Source organism: Priestia sp. YIM B13551 (assembly GCF_042787905.1).
Taxonomy (GTDB): Bacteria; Bacillota; Bacilli; order Bacillales; family Bacillaceae_H; genus Priestia.
Genome location: NZ_JBHZOX010000004.1, coordinates 324,849 through 340,790, shown reverse-complemented (window position 1 = coordinate 340,790; position 15,942 = coordinate 324,849). Strand labels below are relative to the sequence as shown.

General features: G+C 38.9%; 14 protein-coding genes. 2 read left to right on the top strand and 12 right to left on the bottom strand.

Going from position 1 to position 15,942, the window contains the following annotated elements:
- Positions 1-5 precede the first annotated feature (5 nt).
- From prmA to gpr, 9 genes are all read right to left on the bottom strand, one after another.
- The gene (prmA, locus tag ACFX4N_RS21420; protein WP_057274147.1) at positions 6-947 is read right to left on the bottom strand and encodes a 50S ribosomal protein L11 methyltransferase; all 942 of its coding nucleotides are present in this window, start codon (positions 945-947) and stop codon (positions 6-8) included.
- Positions 948-1,064: 117 nt separating this feature from the next.
- Positions 1,065-2,195: a molecular chaperone DnaJ gene (dnaJ, locus tag ACFX4N_RS21415; RefSeq protein WP_013059241.1), complete on the bottom strand. Its 1,131-nt coding sequence runs from the start codon at positions 2,193-2,195 to the stop codon at positions 1,065-1,067.
- A gap of 235 nt (positions 2,196-2,430) precedes the next feature.
- A complete protein-coding gene (gene dnaK / locus ACFX4N_RS21410; protein WP_013059242.1) occupies positions 2,431-4,248 on the bottom strand; it encodes a molecular chaperone DnaK in 1,818 nt (605 codons plus the stop codon).
- A gap of 30 nt (positions 4,249-4,278) precedes the next feature.
- Positions 4,279-4,839 carry a nucleotide exchange factor GrpE gene (grpE, locus tag ACFX4N_RS21405; RefSeq protein ID WP_013059243.1) on the bottom strand — a complete coding sequence of 187 codons (561 nt, stop codon included), beginning with the start codon at positions 4,837-4,839 and terminating at the stop codon, positions 4,279-4,281.
- Between the two features lie 105 nt (positions 4,840-4,944).
- The gene (gene hrcA / locus ACFX4N_RS21400) at positions 4,945-5,973 is read right to left on the bottom strand and encodes a heat-inducible transcriptional repressor HrcA (RefSeq protein WP_013059244.1); all 1,029 of its coding nucleotides are present in this window, start codon (positions 5,971-5,973) and stop codon (positions 4,945-4,947) included.
- 91 nt (positions 5,974-6,064) lie between these two features.
- Positions 6,065-7,204 (bottom strand): radical SAM family heme chaperone HemW, encoded by a 1,140-nt coding sequence (gene hemW, locus ACFX4N_RS21395; RefSeq protein WP_057274041.1) that lies wholly within the window; start codon positions 7,202-7,204, stop codon positions 6,065-6,067.
- A gap of 175 nt (positions 7,205-7,379) precedes the next feature.
- Positions 7,380-9,203, bottom strand: a complete 1,824-nt coding sequence (gene lepA / locus ACFX4N_RS21390) for a translation elongation factor 4 (protein ID WP_013059246.1) — start codon at positions 9,201-9,203, stop codon at positions 7,380-7,382.
- Positions 9,204-9,331: 128 nt separating this feature from the next.
- Complete coding sequence (locus tag ACFX4N_RS21385; RefSeq protein WP_014458177.1) at positions 9,332-9,667, bottom strand: DUF3679 domain-containing protein; 336 nt, start codon at positions 9,665-9,667, stop codon at positions 9,332-9,334.
- Between the two features lie 84 nt (positions 9,668-9,751).
- Positions 9,752-10,864, bottom strand: coding sequence for a GPR endopeptidase (gene gpr / locus ACFX4N_RS21380; RefSeq protein ID WP_013059248.1), 1,113 nt, complete (start codon positions 10,862-10,864; stop codon positions 9,752-9,754).
- A gap of 256 nt (positions 10,865-11,120) precedes the next feature.
- Between gpr and rpsT the strand changes: the two genes are divergently transcribed.
- Positions 11,121-11,387 (top strand): 30S ribosomal protein S20, encoded by a 267-nt coding sequence (rpsT, locus tag ACFX4N_RS21375; protein ID WP_013059249.1) that lies wholly within the window; start codon positions 11,121-11,123, stop codon positions 11,385-11,387.
- Between the two features lie 34 nt (positions 11,388-11,421).
- Here rpsT and holA read toward each other — a convergent pair whose 3' ends face one another.
- Positions 11,422-12,438: a DNA polymerase III subunit delta gene (gene holA / locus ACFX4N_RS21370; protein ID WP_013059250.1), complete on the bottom strand. Its 1,017-nt coding sequence runs from the start codon at positions 12,436-12,438 to the stop codon at positions 11,422-11,424.
- A gap of 326 nt (positions 12,439-12,764) precedes the next feature.
- Here holA and ACFX4N_RS21365 point away from each other — a divergent pair, with 326 nt between their 5' ends.
- Positions 12,765-12,899, top strand: a complete 135-nt coding sequence (locus tag ACFX4N_RS21365; RefSeq protein ID WP_013059251.1) for a YqzM family protein — start codon at positions 12,765-12,767, stop codon at positions 12,897-12,899.
- Positions 12,900-12,956: 57 nt separating this feature from the next.
- Here ACFX4N_RS21365 and ACFX4N_RS21360 read toward each other — a convergent pair whose 3' ends face one another.
- Positions 12,957-15,215, bottom strand: a complete 2,259-nt coding sequence (locus tag ACFX4N_RS21360; RefSeq protein WP_199866411.1) for a DNA internalization-related competence protein ComEC/Rec2 — start codon at positions 15,213-15,215, stop codon at positions 12,957-12,959.
- Between the two features lie 101 nt (positions 15,216-15,316).
- The gene (locus ACFX4N_RS21355; RefSeq protein WP_057274042.1) at positions 15,317-15,883 is read right to left on the bottom strand and encodes a ComE operon protein 2; all 567 of its coding nucleotides are present in this window, start codon (positions 15,881-15,883) and stop codon (positions 15,317-15,319) included.
- Between the last annotated feature and the right edge of the window lie 59 nt (positions 15,884-15,942).

Below are 15,942 nucleotides of genomic sequence, written 5' to 3'. Positions count from 1 at the left end.
ACTTGTTAAGCTTGTTTTTGCGCAATAATTGCTACCCAGTCTTCCATAAGCGTTACTTCTTGAATAACAAAGCCCGCTCCCGTTAACGCTTTTTTGACATCTTCTTTTTTCGCACTAATAATACCTGATGTAATGAACATGCCTCCTGGCTTTAATACCTTTGCAGCATCGTCTACAAAACGTACGATTACTTCAGCTAGAATATTCGCCACAACAATGTCAACCGGTCCTTCTATACCTTGCAACAAGTTGTTTTGACCTACTGTTACGACGTTCCCAACTTGATTCAGTTCAATATTTTCGCGAGCAGAACGTACGGCTACTTCATCAAGGTCTAGAGCTTGTACATTACTTGATCCTAACAGAGCTGCGCCAATGCTTAGCACTCCTGAACCTGTACCCACGTCAATAACAGTATCTCCTGCTTTCACTGTTCTTTCCAATGCTTGAAGAGACATAACCGTCGTTGGATGCGTACCTGTCCCAAAAGCCATTCCGGGATCAAGCTCGATAATCAATTCATCTGTGCTTACTTTTTCATAGTTTTCCCAAGTTGGTACAATCGTAAAACGCTCTGAAATTTTCACGGGATGGTAATATTTTTTCCAAGCAGTGGCCCACTCTTCCTCGTTCACTTCACTGATCGTAACTTTGTTAGCTCCTAAATCAAAGTCGTAAACAAGCAGTCCATTAATTTCTTTTTTGATACCATCCACAGTTTCTGCTAAAAAGCTGTTAACTGGAAGATATGCTTTAATCACTACACCTTCTTCTGGGTAGTCTTCTACGTTTAAATCGTAGATTTCTCCAAAAGTTGTATCTCTGTCCTTCACTAAATCAGCAGGATCTTCAATGACTACCCCGCTAGCTCCTGATTCATGTAAAATATGAGAGATGGGTTCAATTGCTTCTTGCGCTGTATGAATACAAATTTCAGACCATTTCATTGCTACCAACTTCATCCTTTCTGCCTTCAGTAATATAGGATTTTAAATATGAACATGACAGATGACAGGTTGGCAAAGTACCTTTACCAACCTGTCTCTGTTTACTATGAAAGACAATTATTCTCCTTTAATTGCTCGTTTTACTTTTGCAAAAAAGGAATCATGCTGCTCATCAACGGCTTCTTGACCGCTCAGTTCAGCGAACTCACGCAATAATTGTTTTTGTTTTTCTGATATTTTTGTTGGAGTTACAACTCGAACGTGAATATGCTGATCTCCTTGACCATATCCTCGTACGTTTGCCACACCTTTTCCTTTTAAACGGAATTTCGTTCCCGTTTGTGTACCAGCAGGAATCTTCAGCTTCACCTTGCCGTGTAGAGTTGGTACTTCTACTTCATCACCTAGCGCTGCCTGAGCAAACGTTAAAGGCATTTCGCAGTAGATATCGTCTCCATCACGTTCAAAGAATTCATGAGTGCGCACGTGGAACACTACGTATAAATCTCCCGGAGGACCACCATTTACCCCTGGTTCTCCTTGAGCACTTACGCGCAGCTGTTGACCATCATCTACACCAGCTGGAATTTTAACATTAATTTTACGTCGTTTTGTTACTTTACCGTCACCGTGGCACGTTGCACATTTGTCTTTAATGATTTTTCCCGTACCATTACAATGATGACACGCACGTCGATTTACCACGCGGCCAAACGGCGTGTTTTGTTCAACGTTTAACTGACCTGAACCATTACAGTGCGAACATGTATCGACTTTTGTTCCAGGTTTTGCACCTGAACCGTGACATGTCTCACACGTTTCTTCACGTGGAATTTCAATTGTTGTTTCTTTTCCGAAAACAGCTTCTTCAAAAGAAAGTGTCATCGTGTATTGTAAATCGGCACCTTGTCTCGGAGCATTAGGGTCACGTCTGCGACCACCACCACCAAAGATCGAGCTGAAAATATCTTCAAAGCCGAAGCCGCCAAAGTCTGAGCCGCCTCCACCAAAGCCGCCAAAGCCTTGATTTGGATCAGTATGACCAAATTGATCGTATTGTGCTTTTTTTTGGTCATCACTCAATACTTCATATGCTTCTTTTACTTCTTTAAATTTGTCAGCAGCATCTTCCGCTTTGTTAATATCTGGATGATATTGTTTAGAAAGCTTGCGGTATGCTTTTTTTATTTCATCTTTTGTAGCGCTCTTACTGATACCGAGTACTTCATAGTAATCTCGCTTACTCATCAATACTCACTCCCGAATCGTTTCACATAAACGTAATTGTATCATTATTAATAATTCCATAGCAACATAAAAGTTACTTTCTATTGCTCCCGTGCACGCAGAGAGCCAAGTGAAAAACTTTCCTTTTCGCTTTTCCACGTTAAAAAAGTCAAAGCCAAGAAATAAGCTTGACTTTGACTTTTTAAAAAGATGTGAATCGCACCATGGCGTCATTCACGTTAGTCGTCAAGATGCATTATTTTTTGTCGTCGTTTACTTCTTCAAACTCTGCATCTACAACATCATCATTTTGAGCGCCTTGTTCACCTGCTTGCTGAGCTTGTTGAGCTTGCTCATACAATTTTACAGTTAACGCTTGAACGATTTCTTGAAGTTCATCTTTTTTCGCTTTGATTTCTTCAAGGTCATTCTTTTCAATCGCTGCTTTTAAAGCATCTTTTGCTTCGTTAGCTTTTGTTACTTCAGCTTCTTCTACTTTTCCTTCAAGATCTTTTAATGTTTTTTCAGTTGTAAACACTAATTGATCTGCTTCATTGCGTAGTTCCACTTCTTCTTTACGTTGCTTATCAGCATCTGCGTTTTCTTCCGCTTCTTTTACCATGCGATCGATTTCATCATCTGATAAACCTGTTGAAGATTTAATTGTAATAGCTTGCTCTTTGTTTGTACCTAAATCTTTTGCACGAACGTTTACGATACCATTTTTGTCAATATCGAATGACACTTCGATTTGAGGTACTCCGCGTGGTGCAGGTGGAATATCAGTTAACTGGAAACGACCTAGCGTTTTGTTGTCTGCAGACATTGGACGCTCACCTTGAAGAACATGAATATCTACAGCCGTTTGGCTATCTGCAGCCGTTGAGAATACTTGTGATTTACTTGTTGGAATCGTCGTATTACGCTCAATTAGCTTTGTAAATACGCCACCCATTGTTTCGATACCTAGTGATAAAGGCGTTACATCTAGTAATACAACGTCTTTTACATCACCAGTTAATACGCCACCTTGAATTGCTGCACCAAGTGCAACTACTTCATCAGGGTTTACACCTTTGTGAGGATCTTGACCAGTTTCTTTTTTGATTGCATCTTGTACCGCTGGGATACGAGTTGAACCACCAACTAAGATTACTTTATCAAGTTCGCTTGCAGAAAGGCCTGCATCTTTTAAAGCTTGACGCACAGGAGCCATTGTACGCTCTACAAGGCCTGCTGATAACTCGTCAAATTTAGCACGTGATAAAGATACCTCTAAGTGAAGAGGACCAGCTTCTCCAGCAGTGATAAATGGTAAAGAAATTTGTGTAGATGTTACGCCTGATAAATCTTTTTTCGCTTTTTCAGCCGCATCTTTTAAACGTTGAAGCGCCATTTTATCTTTGCTTAGATCAACGCCGTTTTCTTTTTTGAATTCAGCGACTAAATAGTCGATGATTACTTGGTCAAAGTCGTCACCACCAAGGCGGTTGTCACCTGCAGTTGCGCGAACTTCAAATACGCCGTCGCCAAGTTCTAGAATAGATACGTCAAACGTACCGCCACCAAGGTCATAAACTAAAACTGTTTGATCTTCATCTGTTTTTTCTAATCCGTATGCAAGTGCTGCTGCAGTAGGCTCGTTAATAATACGCTCTACTTCTAAACCAGCAATTTTACCAGCATCTTTTGTTGCTTGACGCTCAGCATCATTAAAGTAAGCAGGAACTGTGATAACAGCTTTTGTTACAGGCTCACCTAAATACTCTTCAGCATAACCTTTTAAATGTTGAAGAATGATAGCTGACATTTCTTGAGGCGTGTATTGCTTGCCTTCAGCTTCAACCTTATGGTCTGTACCCATATGACGTTTAACTGAAATAATTGTGTTAGGGTTTGTAATAGCTTGACGTTTCGCTACTTCCCCAACTTGACGCTCACCGTTTTTGAATGCCACAACTGATGGCGTTGTACGGTTTCCTTCTGGATTTGGAATTACTTTTGGTTCGCCGCCTTCTAATACAGCGACACAAGAGTTAGTTGTACCTAAATCGATACCAATGATCTTACTCATTGACAATGACCTCCTTCATAATATGTAGTGTTATTGATTCACTTTAACCATCGCAGGGCGGATGATTTTATCTTTTAATTTGTAACCTTTTTGAAGCTCTTCTACTACCGTGTTCGGTTCGTATTCATCGTCTTCTACTTGCATCACTGCTTGATGCTCGTATGGATCGAATGTTTTCCCGACTGATTCAATTGCTTCAACACCTTCTTTTTGAAGTGCCTCTACTAATTGACGGTATACCATTTCTACACCTTGCAGCACAGATTTAGTTTGCTCGTCCGCTGTGTTAACTTGTAATGCACGTTCAAAGTTATCAAGTGCTGGTAAAATATCCGAAACTAATGATTGAGCACGGTATTTTTGAGCAGCTTCTGCATCGAGACGTGAACGACGACGGAAATTATCGAAATCAGCTTGTAGACGTAAGTAGCGATTCTCTTCTTCTTCAAGCTGTTGCTTTAATTGATCATTTTCTTGTTGAAGAGGGTTTACTTCCTCAGACACTTCAGCTTCAGTTGCTTCAGCAGAGTCTGTTTGAACTTCTTCAACCACTTCTTCGTTTTGTTCTTCTACTTGCTTTTCGTTTGACAATTCATTCACCTCCCTTAAATGTTTACACACATTTTCACATTTTAAACAACGTTTTTTATTTTATCACAGGGAAAGGATGGAAGTAATATATTCCACCCGATTCCTTTATTCTTTATACAAGTTTGTTAATACTTGAGACATATCTGATGACAGCAGTGTAAGCAAACTAATCACACGCGCATATTCCATGCGGGTCGGTCCCAGTATAGCAATTGTGCCAAGCTGTTCGTGACCAAAGGAATAACTAGCTGTAATTAAGCTGCACCCTACCATTTCATTCAATTTATTTTCATGACCAATTTTCACATGTATGCCAGCCTCATTTGGGCTTAACAGCTTATAAAACTGCTGTTCATGTTCAATAATATTAAACAGCCCGCGAATTTTATTAAGATCATGAAATTCCGGCTGAGCAAACATATTCGTTTTGCCGCCAACTACTAATTTGCCATTCATGTTGAGCTTTAATGCATCATTGAGTATATCCATCGTCTGCTCATACCCTTGAATATGGCTTTTTAAGAGCGTCGCTACTTCTTTGTACATTTTATCATGTAAATCAGTAATGCGAACGCCGATGAGCTTTTCGTTTAAAATGTTAACCATTTTTTCAATATCGGAAGGTTGAATACTGCTCGGCAGCGTAATCGTCCGACTTTCAACGTGTCCTGTATCGGTCACAATAATGGCAACAGCTGACTGAGCCGTTAAAGGTAAAATCTGCAGCTGTTTTAACTTATGGCTGACCGCTTTTGGTCCTAGCACAATAGACGTTAAACTCGTTAAATCAGATAAAATTTGCGCTGACTTTTGAACGAGCTGCTCCAGTTCTACAATGCGTTCAGCGAATACCGAACGTACCGTGGAAACGTCGCTTGCTTTCAAGTGCTGCGGGGACACTAGATGATCAACATAATAACGATAACCTTTCTCAGACGGAACGCGCCCTGAAGAAGTATGAGTTTTTTCAATAAATCCAAGTTCTTCTAGGTCTGACATCTCATTACGAATCGTAGCCGAACTAAAATTAAACTCTTCTTTCTTAGATAATGTTCGAGAGCCTACCGGCTGCGCAGATCGAATGAAATCATCAATAATGACTTGTAAAATTAATAACTGTCGATCAGTAAGCACGCTTCATCACCTCTGTTAGCACTCTAAAACTCTGAGTGCTAAATCTAATAATAAATTACCAAATCACTATAGCGATGTCAACGATTTGATATTAGATTATCCCAATAAAGGCTTGAAAAACTTCATTCCCCAAAAATCGACCATTGTGTGTTAAAAAGACTGAGCTATTGTCCTCACCCAAAAGTCCTTTCTCTTTGTATTCTTGAATAGGTTCTCCAAATACATCTTTTAATTCTCGATTGAATTTTTTCTTAAACTCCTCTTTTGAGACTCCTTTCGTTTTACGAAGGCCCAAAAACATTTCTTCTTCCATTTTTTCAGCCTCGGTCACGCTCACTTCATTGAGATATGCATTTCCTTTTTGCTCGACTGAATCAATGTACTTTTTTAATGGTCCAATATTTGCTCGTCTTATTCCGTCTATATAGCTATGTGCGCCTGCGCCAATTCCGTAATAATCGTCGTTGTTCCAATATGTTAGATTATGAATACTCTCGTAGCCTTGCTTTGCGAAATTACTGATTTCGTATTGATGAAAACCTTGTTTGTCCATTTCTTTCATAAGCAGCTCATACATAGCTGCTTCTTCTTCTTGAGCAGGCAGGGGTAGCTTTCCTTTATTCATTAAATTATAAAATACCGTTTTAGGTTCAATAATCAACGAATAGGCAGACATATGCTCTACCTCTAATGAAAAAGCCGTTTGAAGCGTAGAAGAAAAATCAGCTACCGTTTGTTCCGGCAGGCTATAAATTAAGTCTAAGCTTATATTCGACATTCCAATCTTTCTCGCTTGTTCAACACAATCAAATACCTGTCTATTTGAATGCACACGTCCAATTTTCTCCAATAATCTTTCATTAAACGTTTGTACACCAATGCTTAAACGATTCACGCCATAGTCATGGAGAAGCTGAAGCTTTTCTTTTGTCAATTCATTCGGATTCGCTTCAAATGTAAACTCACCTTTTTCGTCATAAGGGAGGTACATACGAATGGATTCTAAAAAATACTCTAGCTGCTGTTCATCTAAGGCTGTAGGCGTCCCACCCCCAACGAATATCGTGTTTAAATTGGTCGTTGGATAATGTTCAACTGCTTGTTTCATTTCTTCTCGCATGCTTTCCAAATACGGCATAACGGGCTGATTTTTGAAAAACACTTTATTAAAGTCACAATAGTGACAAATATGATGACAAAACGGGATGTGCAGATATGCTGCCTTCACCATGGACTTCCACCTCAATCACATTTATAAATGATAAAAATACCGCAGAGTCTCTCTGCGGTATTTTTATCTATGTTCGTTCACACTTATTTACAGCGCTCAAAGCTCTTTACTATCGTATCAGATTAGCTTGATTTTCAAAACTAATTTGACATGTTAAATAATAGAATTTCAGCTATTAATCTTCGTCCATGCGAAGAACAGCCATGAATGCTTCCTGCGGTACTTCAACAGAACCGACCTGCTTCATACGTTTTTTACCTTCTTTTTGTTTTTCAAGAAGTTTACGTTTACGAGAGATATCTCCTCCGTAACATTTTGCTAAAACGTTTTTACGAATGGCTTTAATTGTTGAACGCGCGACAATTTTTTGACCGATTGCCGCTTGAATCGGCACTTCGAACTGTTGACGTGGAATAAGCTCTTTAAGCTTTTCTACAATGACTTTACCACGATCGTAAGCTGAATCTCTGTGCACGATAAAGGACAGTGCATCGACCGTTTCGCCGTTTAAAAGAATATCCATCTTCACAAGCTTCGAAGGCTGATATCCGATAAGTTCGTAATCAAACGACGCGTAGCCTTTTGTATTTGATTTTAATTGATCAAAGAAATCATATACAATTTCAGCTAGCGGAATTTCGTATACAATACTCACGCGATTAGCATCCAAGTACTGCATATCAATAAAGTTGCCTCGCTTCTTCTGACAAAGCTCCATCACAGCACCAACATAATCGTTTGGTACCATCATCGTTGCTTTCACATACGGTTCTTCTACGCGTTCAATCTTTTGTGGGTCCGGCATATTAGACGGGTTATCTACAGACAGATGAGTCTCGTCTGTTAAATACACGTCATAAATAACGCTTGGAGCTGTTGTAATTAAATCAATTTTAAATTCGCGCTCAATACGCTCTTGGATAATTTCCATGTGAAGCAACCCTAAGAATCCACATCGGAAACCAAACCCTAAGGCCTGAGACGTCTCTGGTTCAAACTGAAGTGCAGAGTCATTTAGCTCTAACTTTTCTAGTGCTTCACGAAGATCGTTATACTTCGCTGTATCAATTGGATACAGTCCGCAGTATACCATTGGATTCAGACGACGATAACCAGGAAGAGGTTCACTGGCTCCATTTTTAGCAAGAGTAATCGTGTCCCCTACTCGCGTATCTCCAACGTTTTTAATAGCTGCTGTTAAAAACCCTACGTCGCCAACAGAAAGTTCATCTTTAGCAACGGCTTTTGGCGTTAACACACCTAGCTCCGTTACCTCAAACTCTTTTCCTGTTGCCATCATTTTAATTTTGTCGCCTACTTTTACTCGTCCCTGTACGATACGAATAGATGCAACTACACCTCGGTATGCATCATAAAATGAATCAAAGATTAGTGCTTGAAGCGGTGCATCTGGATCCCCTTCAGGAGCAGGAACTTTTTCAACAATTTGTTCTAAAATTTCTTCGATTCCAATTCCTGCTTTAGCTGAAGCTAATACAGCTTCCGACGCATCTAATCCAATTACGTCTTCAACTTCTTGACGCACTCGCTCTGGCTCTGCGCTCGGCAGGTCAATCTTATTAATGACAGGTAAAATTTCAAGGTTGTTATCAAGCGCTAAATATACGTTGGCTAGTGTTTGAGCTTCAATACCTTGAGCTGCATCTACTACTAGAATAGCACCTTCACACGCGGCTAAACTTCGCGACACTTCATATGTAAAATCGACGTGTCCCGGTGTATCAATTAGATGAAAAGTATACTCTTCTCCATCTTTTGCTTTGTATTGAAGCTGCACAGCATTTAATTTAATGGTAATTCCACGTTCACGTTCTAAATCCATCGAATCTAAAAGCTGAGCTTTCATTTCTCGCTGTGTTAACGCATTTGTTTTTTCTAAAATACGGTCTGCTAATGTTGACTTACCGTGGTCTATATGAGCAATAATCGAAAAGTTTCTGATTTTCGATTGTCGTTTCAATCTTGCTTCTCTATCCATATTTTTTTCACTCCTACTGAAAATCGGCAAAATACACTAAATTAAATTATAACAACACATTCGTCAACATTCAATAAGCATTCCATTGGGGATTTTTCCATACAAAAAAGCAGAAAGAGATTCTGCTTTTAATTAAGAAGATGATGGATAGCCTTAAAAGCTTTTCCTATTGTACTTTTCACGCCTTCCGCTAGACTTTGACCTAGCGAGGAGAAAAAGTTAAAAGCCTTTCGTTTTTCTAAAAACTGCTGTTTTTCATCAATGTTCACAACTTTTTTTGAACCTAAAACAGCAGCTTCCACCTGACCATCTGACGTTTTAGACACATTAATAACATGTTCAATCGAAGGATCATTATATCCCTTCATTTTAATCAACCCTTGCTGAGCCGTCTGCATCCCTAAAAATACGACGCACAGTAAAAAAATGGTTAGCACTACTGATTTTAAAGTAAATTTAATCATATTATTAGGCCCCTTACTTCTTTATCTTCTGTAGTACTAACCATTATGACTATATTGTGAAGAACTCATTCATCTAAAAACGTATTAATGAGTATATGCCCCAAAGTTCTCTTGATCCACTTCATGATGCAAAGCAGCGTTAAGTCCTCCTGCAACTACATTAGCCATATCTTCAATAAACATATCCACTTCTTTTGGCGTAACCATCAAATTATGGCCTAAAGGTGCAAGCACTTCATGAATAAGACGTCTTTTTTCTTCATCGGGAAGGGTGCCAATCATACCGAGATACGTTTGACGCTGCTCTTCATTAGGTAAATCATCCTCCGTGAGCTTCTTTTTTTCTCCAAACGTCATACCAGACGGAAGCAGCGACTTAGACGGCTTTCCCTGCTCTTTCATTTCTCGGCCGAAATGTTTTAAGATAAAGTCAATTGTATCGCTTGTAATGGAAACAGCATCCACTACCGTTGGAATACCTATTGCAATAACTGGAATGCCAAGTGTTTCATAACTGATTTCTTTGCGCTTGTTTCCAACCCCAGACCCCGGATGAATACCTGAATCTGAAATTTGAATGGTAGCATTTACCCGTTCAATCGAACGAGCGGCCAGCGCATCGATTGCAATAATAAAATCTGGATTCACTTTCTTTACAACGCCAAAGATAATATCACTTGTCTCAATACCCGTCATTCCCATTACTCCCGGAACAATGGCGCTAACGGGTCTAAAGCCATCTTGCACGCTTTCAGGCTGTAACTCAAACAAATGTCTTGTAATCAACAAATTATCTACTGCCTTTGGTCCAAGCGCATCTGGTGTAACACTTAAGTTTCCAAGACCCACTACAAGACAGCTAGCATCATCTGGAATGTTGAGGCTTTTAATAAAAAAATTCAGCTCTTTAGCAAATACTTCTTCCATGGCCTCTTGCTTTTCAGTATCCTGCTCGCGAATGCCTACCGATTCAAGGGTTACATATCGGCCTTTTTTCTTACCGATTGCTTCTGCGCCCTCTTCCGTAATTTCTACCATTGAAATTTTGACACCTTGTTCTTCTTTTTCTTTTACAATTACGCCTTTGATTTCTGACTGGTTATTCGGTTTAGGCTGATTTTCTAACGCTATGTCTTTTGCTTCGACAGCTAAATCCGTGCGCACGCTATATTGACTTAAATCAAGTTCTTTTTCCATTTCTTAACCTCCTAGACAATCTTTGTTGAAATTATTGTCACCGAGGACTGGCAGATTCATGCATTTAAGAAATGAAAAGTGGAAGGAAGGGCGCAATATCAGCTACAAGCTTTTAAAGAGAGCTCTGTCATATAAAATTCCTTGTCAAGGCTATTGCATTCTGTCCTTGTGTTTGATAAAATATCTTTTGTTCTTATTGTGAAGAATGTCGAGTTCTATATAATCTCGATTGTTATCATTTCGGGAGGTGAAACGGATGCCAAACATTAAATCAGCTATCAAACGTGTAAAAACTACTGAAGCTCGCCGTGCTCATAACATTCAAGCTAAATCAGCTATGCGTACTGCAATCAAAAACTTTGAAGCTTTAGTTGAAAACAACGATGTAGATAACGCAAAAGCAGCATTTGCTGTTGCTTCTAAAAAATTAGACAAAGCTGCACAATCTGGTATTATCCACAAAAATGCTGCAGCTCGTCAAAAATCTCGCTTAGCAGTAAAACTTAACGGTTTATCTGCATAATTGAGACAAAAACGATCCCATTAGGATCGTTTTTTTATTGCGCTCTTTTTAATAAAAACAGCTGTAAAATAAGCGCTTTATCCATTTTCCCCGTCTTCATTTCATAATCTGCCTCTGCTAAATCCTTTAAAATTTCTTTAAGCTGCTGTTCCTCAAAACTTCTGCTCTGCTGCAAAGCAATTTTCACACGAAACGGATGAACCTTAATCGTTTGAGCAATTTGCTGCTGACCGTACCCTTGACTAGACAGCTGCTTCGTATGATAAATCAAACGAAACTGCGTCGCTAACAAAGATAAAATTTTAATAGGCTCTTCGTTATTACGCAGTAAATCCTGATACATATTTAAAGCAGTAGAAACCTTTCGCTGAATAACAGCGTCAATAAGCGTAAATACATTTTGTTCAAGCGTTTTTGCCACAAGCTTAAGCACAACTTCTTTTGTAATGACTCCGTCTTGTCCAACATATAACACCATTTTTTCAATTTCATTTGTCACAAGCGTTACATTAAGACCCACAAGCTGAATAAGCAGCGTCACAGCATCTTCATCCATATTCACTCCATCTTTTGAAAGTAAATTATGAATCCACTGCTTCATTTCTTTTTCACCAAATTCGTTCGCTTCAATGTAAGCTGCTTGTTTTTTTAATAATTTTGTTATTTTTTTTCTTTCATCCAGCTTTTCATAAGGGGCTAGTAGAATTAACGTTGAAAAAGACGGGGGCTGCTCCACATATTGCTGCAGTTTTGCTAGATCATGCTCTACTTTATCTTTCGATTTTTCAGCCGTTAAAAATGCTGCATTTTTCGCAACCACTACACGCTTGTCTCCTAAAAAAGGAAGCGTTTCAGCATCTTCTAGAACTTGATCAATCGATGTTTCTTCTAAATCGTATAGTGACAAGTTAAATTCTTTATCTTCTTCATTTAACGTATAGTCGACGATTTTATCTCTAATCTTTTTACTCATAAATGCATTGACCCCGTGTATTAAGTAAACGGGGGCTATATTATTTTTAGTAATACTTTTTAAGCTATCAACTGCCAACGTATATACGCTCCTCTTTTTTATTCATCTATATTGATTATGTATAGTTACTGATAAACAAAATACAATTTCTATCGTAAAGGTGTTATGAGTTTTTGGCAACAATACAAAAGGAATTGCCTTAAAACGACAATTCCTCAGTTTATGATAAACATTAACAATATAAGCCCTAGGTTACTTATTTGTTAATGATTAAACCCTTATCTCTATTTTCTCCTCATGTCTATAAAGTATAGTTGTTAACTGTTGTCAGTTTGTGAAAACGCTTTTAAATTGTCTAGATTTTTAAAAAAAGTTAGATTATACTGTAAACAGGAGGGGTGTTAATGAACCAATTTGAAGAAAGTGTCCAAAGTAAACGCAACGACGCTGTCGATTCTGCCGTAGGATTTGGTGTTTCATTTGGCTTTTTCACTGCCTTATTTGTTATTGCAACTGTGATTCACTACTTGGGTTCGTAAAATTGCTTCAAGGCTGCTTCTTAGCAGTCTTTTTTAGTTCGTTTTTCTTACTATAGACTATGGAAGTTGCTGCGAAAACGTTCCTGACTTTTTTGTAAATTCATACATTACCCCACCATCTTCATCCGTTCGATAAATATACACTCCGTAGCTTTTCAGAAGCTCTAATATTTCTTGATGAGGATGACCATAACGATTTTTTTGTCCCGCTGAAACAAGCGCTACTTTAGGATTTAAATGTTGAACAAACTCTTCTGAAGTTGAGGTTTTACTGCCATGATGCCCAACTTTTAATACATCTGCTTTAAGGTTTAGAAAGTCTTTCAATATTCTTTGTTCTCCTTCCTTTTCTAAATCTCCGGTGAATAGCCATCTTAAATTTCCTAACTTAGCGTCTATTACAATTGAGCCGTTGTTGCTCGTTTCTTCGAAACCTGTCGGAGAAATAATCTGAAATAACACACCTCCTTCTTGCCAGCTATCTCCTTGTTGAACAATTTGAACAGGCACTCTTTGTTTTTGAGCAGCGATCACCAAGCCAGTCTCTACGTCATTTAATTCAGCTTTTTTCCCAAGCACCAGCTCTCCGACAGCCACTTGTGAAAATAAATGCTGTGCCGCCCCTGCGTGATCATAATCGCCGTGTGTGATAATCATTTTATCTACCCTTGTTATTCCTTTTGAATGCAAAAAGGGAACAAGTACATCTTCTCCCACGTCAAAAGAAGAACGACGTTTTTGCCATGGTTCTTTTGGAAATGAAACGGTTCCTCCCGTATCGATCATATACACACCTTTTCGATAAGGAAGCTCAATGATAAAGCAGTCTCCTTGTCCTACATCGACCATTGTGACCGTTCCTTTTGGATTCAAATAAGGATACATACATTGTGCGGCTAACAATGCCACGAGAAGAAACATATAGCGAACGAAAAATTCTCCTTCTTCGACCGCCACAAATACAGCATAAATGCATAAGTACATGCCTAAAAACAGCACAATGTGGGGTTTTCCCGTTACAAAATCAGCGGGAATCCACTCAAAAAAGCCAAGCAATTTTTCACAAAAAAGTAAAAGAACATGAAGAATTTGCTCCAGCAGTTCACTCACTCCCGGCAAGAGGATACGAACAAAAAGAATGAGCAAACAAAGAGGTAATATAACAAGAGAAAACAGCGGTACAAAAACCATATTTAATGGCAAACTGAGGAGAGATACTCCATAAAAATAGTACAACAATAAAGGAAGTGAACTGATTTGTGCAATCGCTGAAACAACCATGAGCTGGCTGAAAGAAGAATGAAAACAAGGTAAAATCGTCTGACTCGATAAAATCAATGCAAAACTAACGGCAAAAGAAAGCTGAAATCCTACGTCAAATAAATAGTACGGCTTAAAAAGCAGCATGGCCATAAAAGCAAGGCTGATGCTATCAACCAAAAGAATTTTTCTTTGTATTTTTATCGATATAAGCATCAGCATACTCATAAAAACAGCTCGGACAACTGAAGCGCTGCCACCGGCCAAAACCATGTATACAGGAAGAAGCAAAAGTAAAAGCGTAATGGCTCGCTCGCGCGTTATTCCAATCCGAATGAGCAAATAAAAACACATCGCTGTCAGCAGTCCAACATGAAGACCTGATATGGCAAGCAAGTGGATTAAACCAAATTGCTGATAGCGCTTGATACTCTCTTCTTCGATGCCAGTGCGCTCGCCATAAATTAGTGCCTGCATAAACCCAGCGCCTGGATCCGACATATTTTGTTGAATATAATTAATTCCTTTTTGACGAATAAAGGTAAGGTACGTAAGTGGAGTTAAAGTGGGGAGCTGACATTTTACCAAATCAAGTCCCTTGACGTTAAGCTGCCAATGAATAGACTGATGGTACAAATATTGCTGATAATCAAATGCATGAAGGTTGCGAGCAGGTGAAGGAGAAGTTAATTGCCCCCCTAGTTGACAAACTTGATGAATCGTTAACTTTTCGAGCTGCTGTTTCTCTTCCAACGTTTTTAGTTTATAAAAAGCCATGACCTCTTCATTTTGAACCGTAAACTTAAAAGTAAGCTTGTCGCCGTCACTATGCGGAACAGAGGAAATTTCGCCTGTAAAAGAAGAAGATTCAGCTAAAAGAACCGTTTTGTTATGCTTATTTGTCTCAGCTAATAGGTAGACGCACAAAACACTCAACAGTGCAGAAGCAATAACCACTTTCCTCGGACATTGTAGCCATTGAAAAATGAAAAGCACGATTAGCAAAAACAGGCTTACAGCGGAATGATTATCATATACATATAAAGCTATCATCATGCTAAAAGCACAGTAAATATAATATCCTTTCACTTTTAGCTCCTTTCTTCTTAAAAGAAAGAGGCTTCTTACTGTTACCAAGTAAAAAACCTCTTTTACCTTTAATTTGCTGTAAACAAAGCGAGAGCTTCACGCTGTAAATTCATCAATTCTGCTTCGTCCGCTCCGCTTTTTTCTAAACGAGCGAGAACACCCGTCACAAATTGAAGCTTCTCTTTACTTTTTAAGTCAATGATTGCTTCATCAAGTTCAACTTTTGCTGTTTTCACTCCCGCCTGTTGAAATAACTCAACAGCATACGGATGATTTTTGTAATCATTAGCGTAATATACTGTTTTAATTCCCGCTTGAATAAGGGCTTTACAGCAGTTTAAACAAGGAAAATGCGTGACGTATACTTCCGCATCTTCTGTTTTTACACCAAACTTAGCACACTGCAAGAGTGCATTCACTTCTGCATGGACAGTTCTTACACAGTGTCCATCAATCACATAACAGCCTTCGTCAGCACAATGCACGCCTCCGCTGATCGAGCCGTTGTATCCTCCAGCTATAATACGTTTATCACGCACCACTGTAGCCCCAACAGCCAGACGTTCACAAGTGCTTCTTAAAGCTAGCAAATGGCTTTGTGCCATAAAATATTGATCCCATGAAATCCGGTTCATCTCATTCCCTACCTTTTTATTTAAAACTGAATAATTATAATTATACTTGTCTCTTTCAT

Bases quoted from the DNA above. Each gene is read 5' to 3' on its own strand.
- ACFX4N_RS21360 (WP_199866411.1), bottom strand. From the start codon at position 15,215: ATGATGATAGCTTTATATGTATATGATAATCATTCCGCTGTAAGCCTG.
- ACFX4N_RS21365 (WP_013059251.1), top strand. From the start codon at position 12,765: ATGAACCAATTTGAAGAAAGTGTCCAAAGTAAACGCAACGACGCTGTC.
- ACFX4N_RS21355 (WP_057274042.1), bottom strand. From the start codon at position 15,883: ATGAACCGGATTTCATGGGATCAATATTTTATGGCACAAAGCCATTTG.
- prmA (WP_057274147.1), bottom strand. From the start codon at position 947: ATGAAATGGTCTGAAATTTGTATTCATACAGCGCAAGAAGCAATTGAA.
- hemW (WP_057274041.1), bottom strand. From the start codon at position 7,204: ATGGTGAAGGCAGCATATCTGCACATCCCGTTTTGTCATCATATTTGT.
- rpsT (WP_013059249.1), top strand. From the start codon at position 11,121: ATGCCAAACATTAAATCAGCTATCAAACGTGTAAAAACTACTGAAGCT.
- lepA (WP_013059246.1), bottom strand. From the start codon at position 9,203: ATGGATAGAGAAGCAAGATTGAAACGACAATCGAAAATCAGAAACTTT.
- ACFX4N_RS21385 (WP_014458177.1), bottom strand. From the start codon at position 9,667: ATGATTAAATTTACTTTAAAATCAGTAGTGCTAACCATTTTTTTACTG.
- dnaK (WP_013059242.1), bottom strand. From the start codon at position 4,248: ATGAGTAAGATCATTGGTATCGATTTAGGTACAACTAACTCTTGTGTC.
- dnaJ (WP_013059241.1), bottom strand. From the start codon at position 2,195: ATGAGTAAGCGAGATTACTATGAAGTACTCGGTATCAGTAAGAGCGCT.
- gpr (WP_013059248.1), bottom strand. From the start codon at position 10,864: ATGGAAAAAGAACTTGATTTAAGTCAATATAGCGTGCGCACGGATTTA.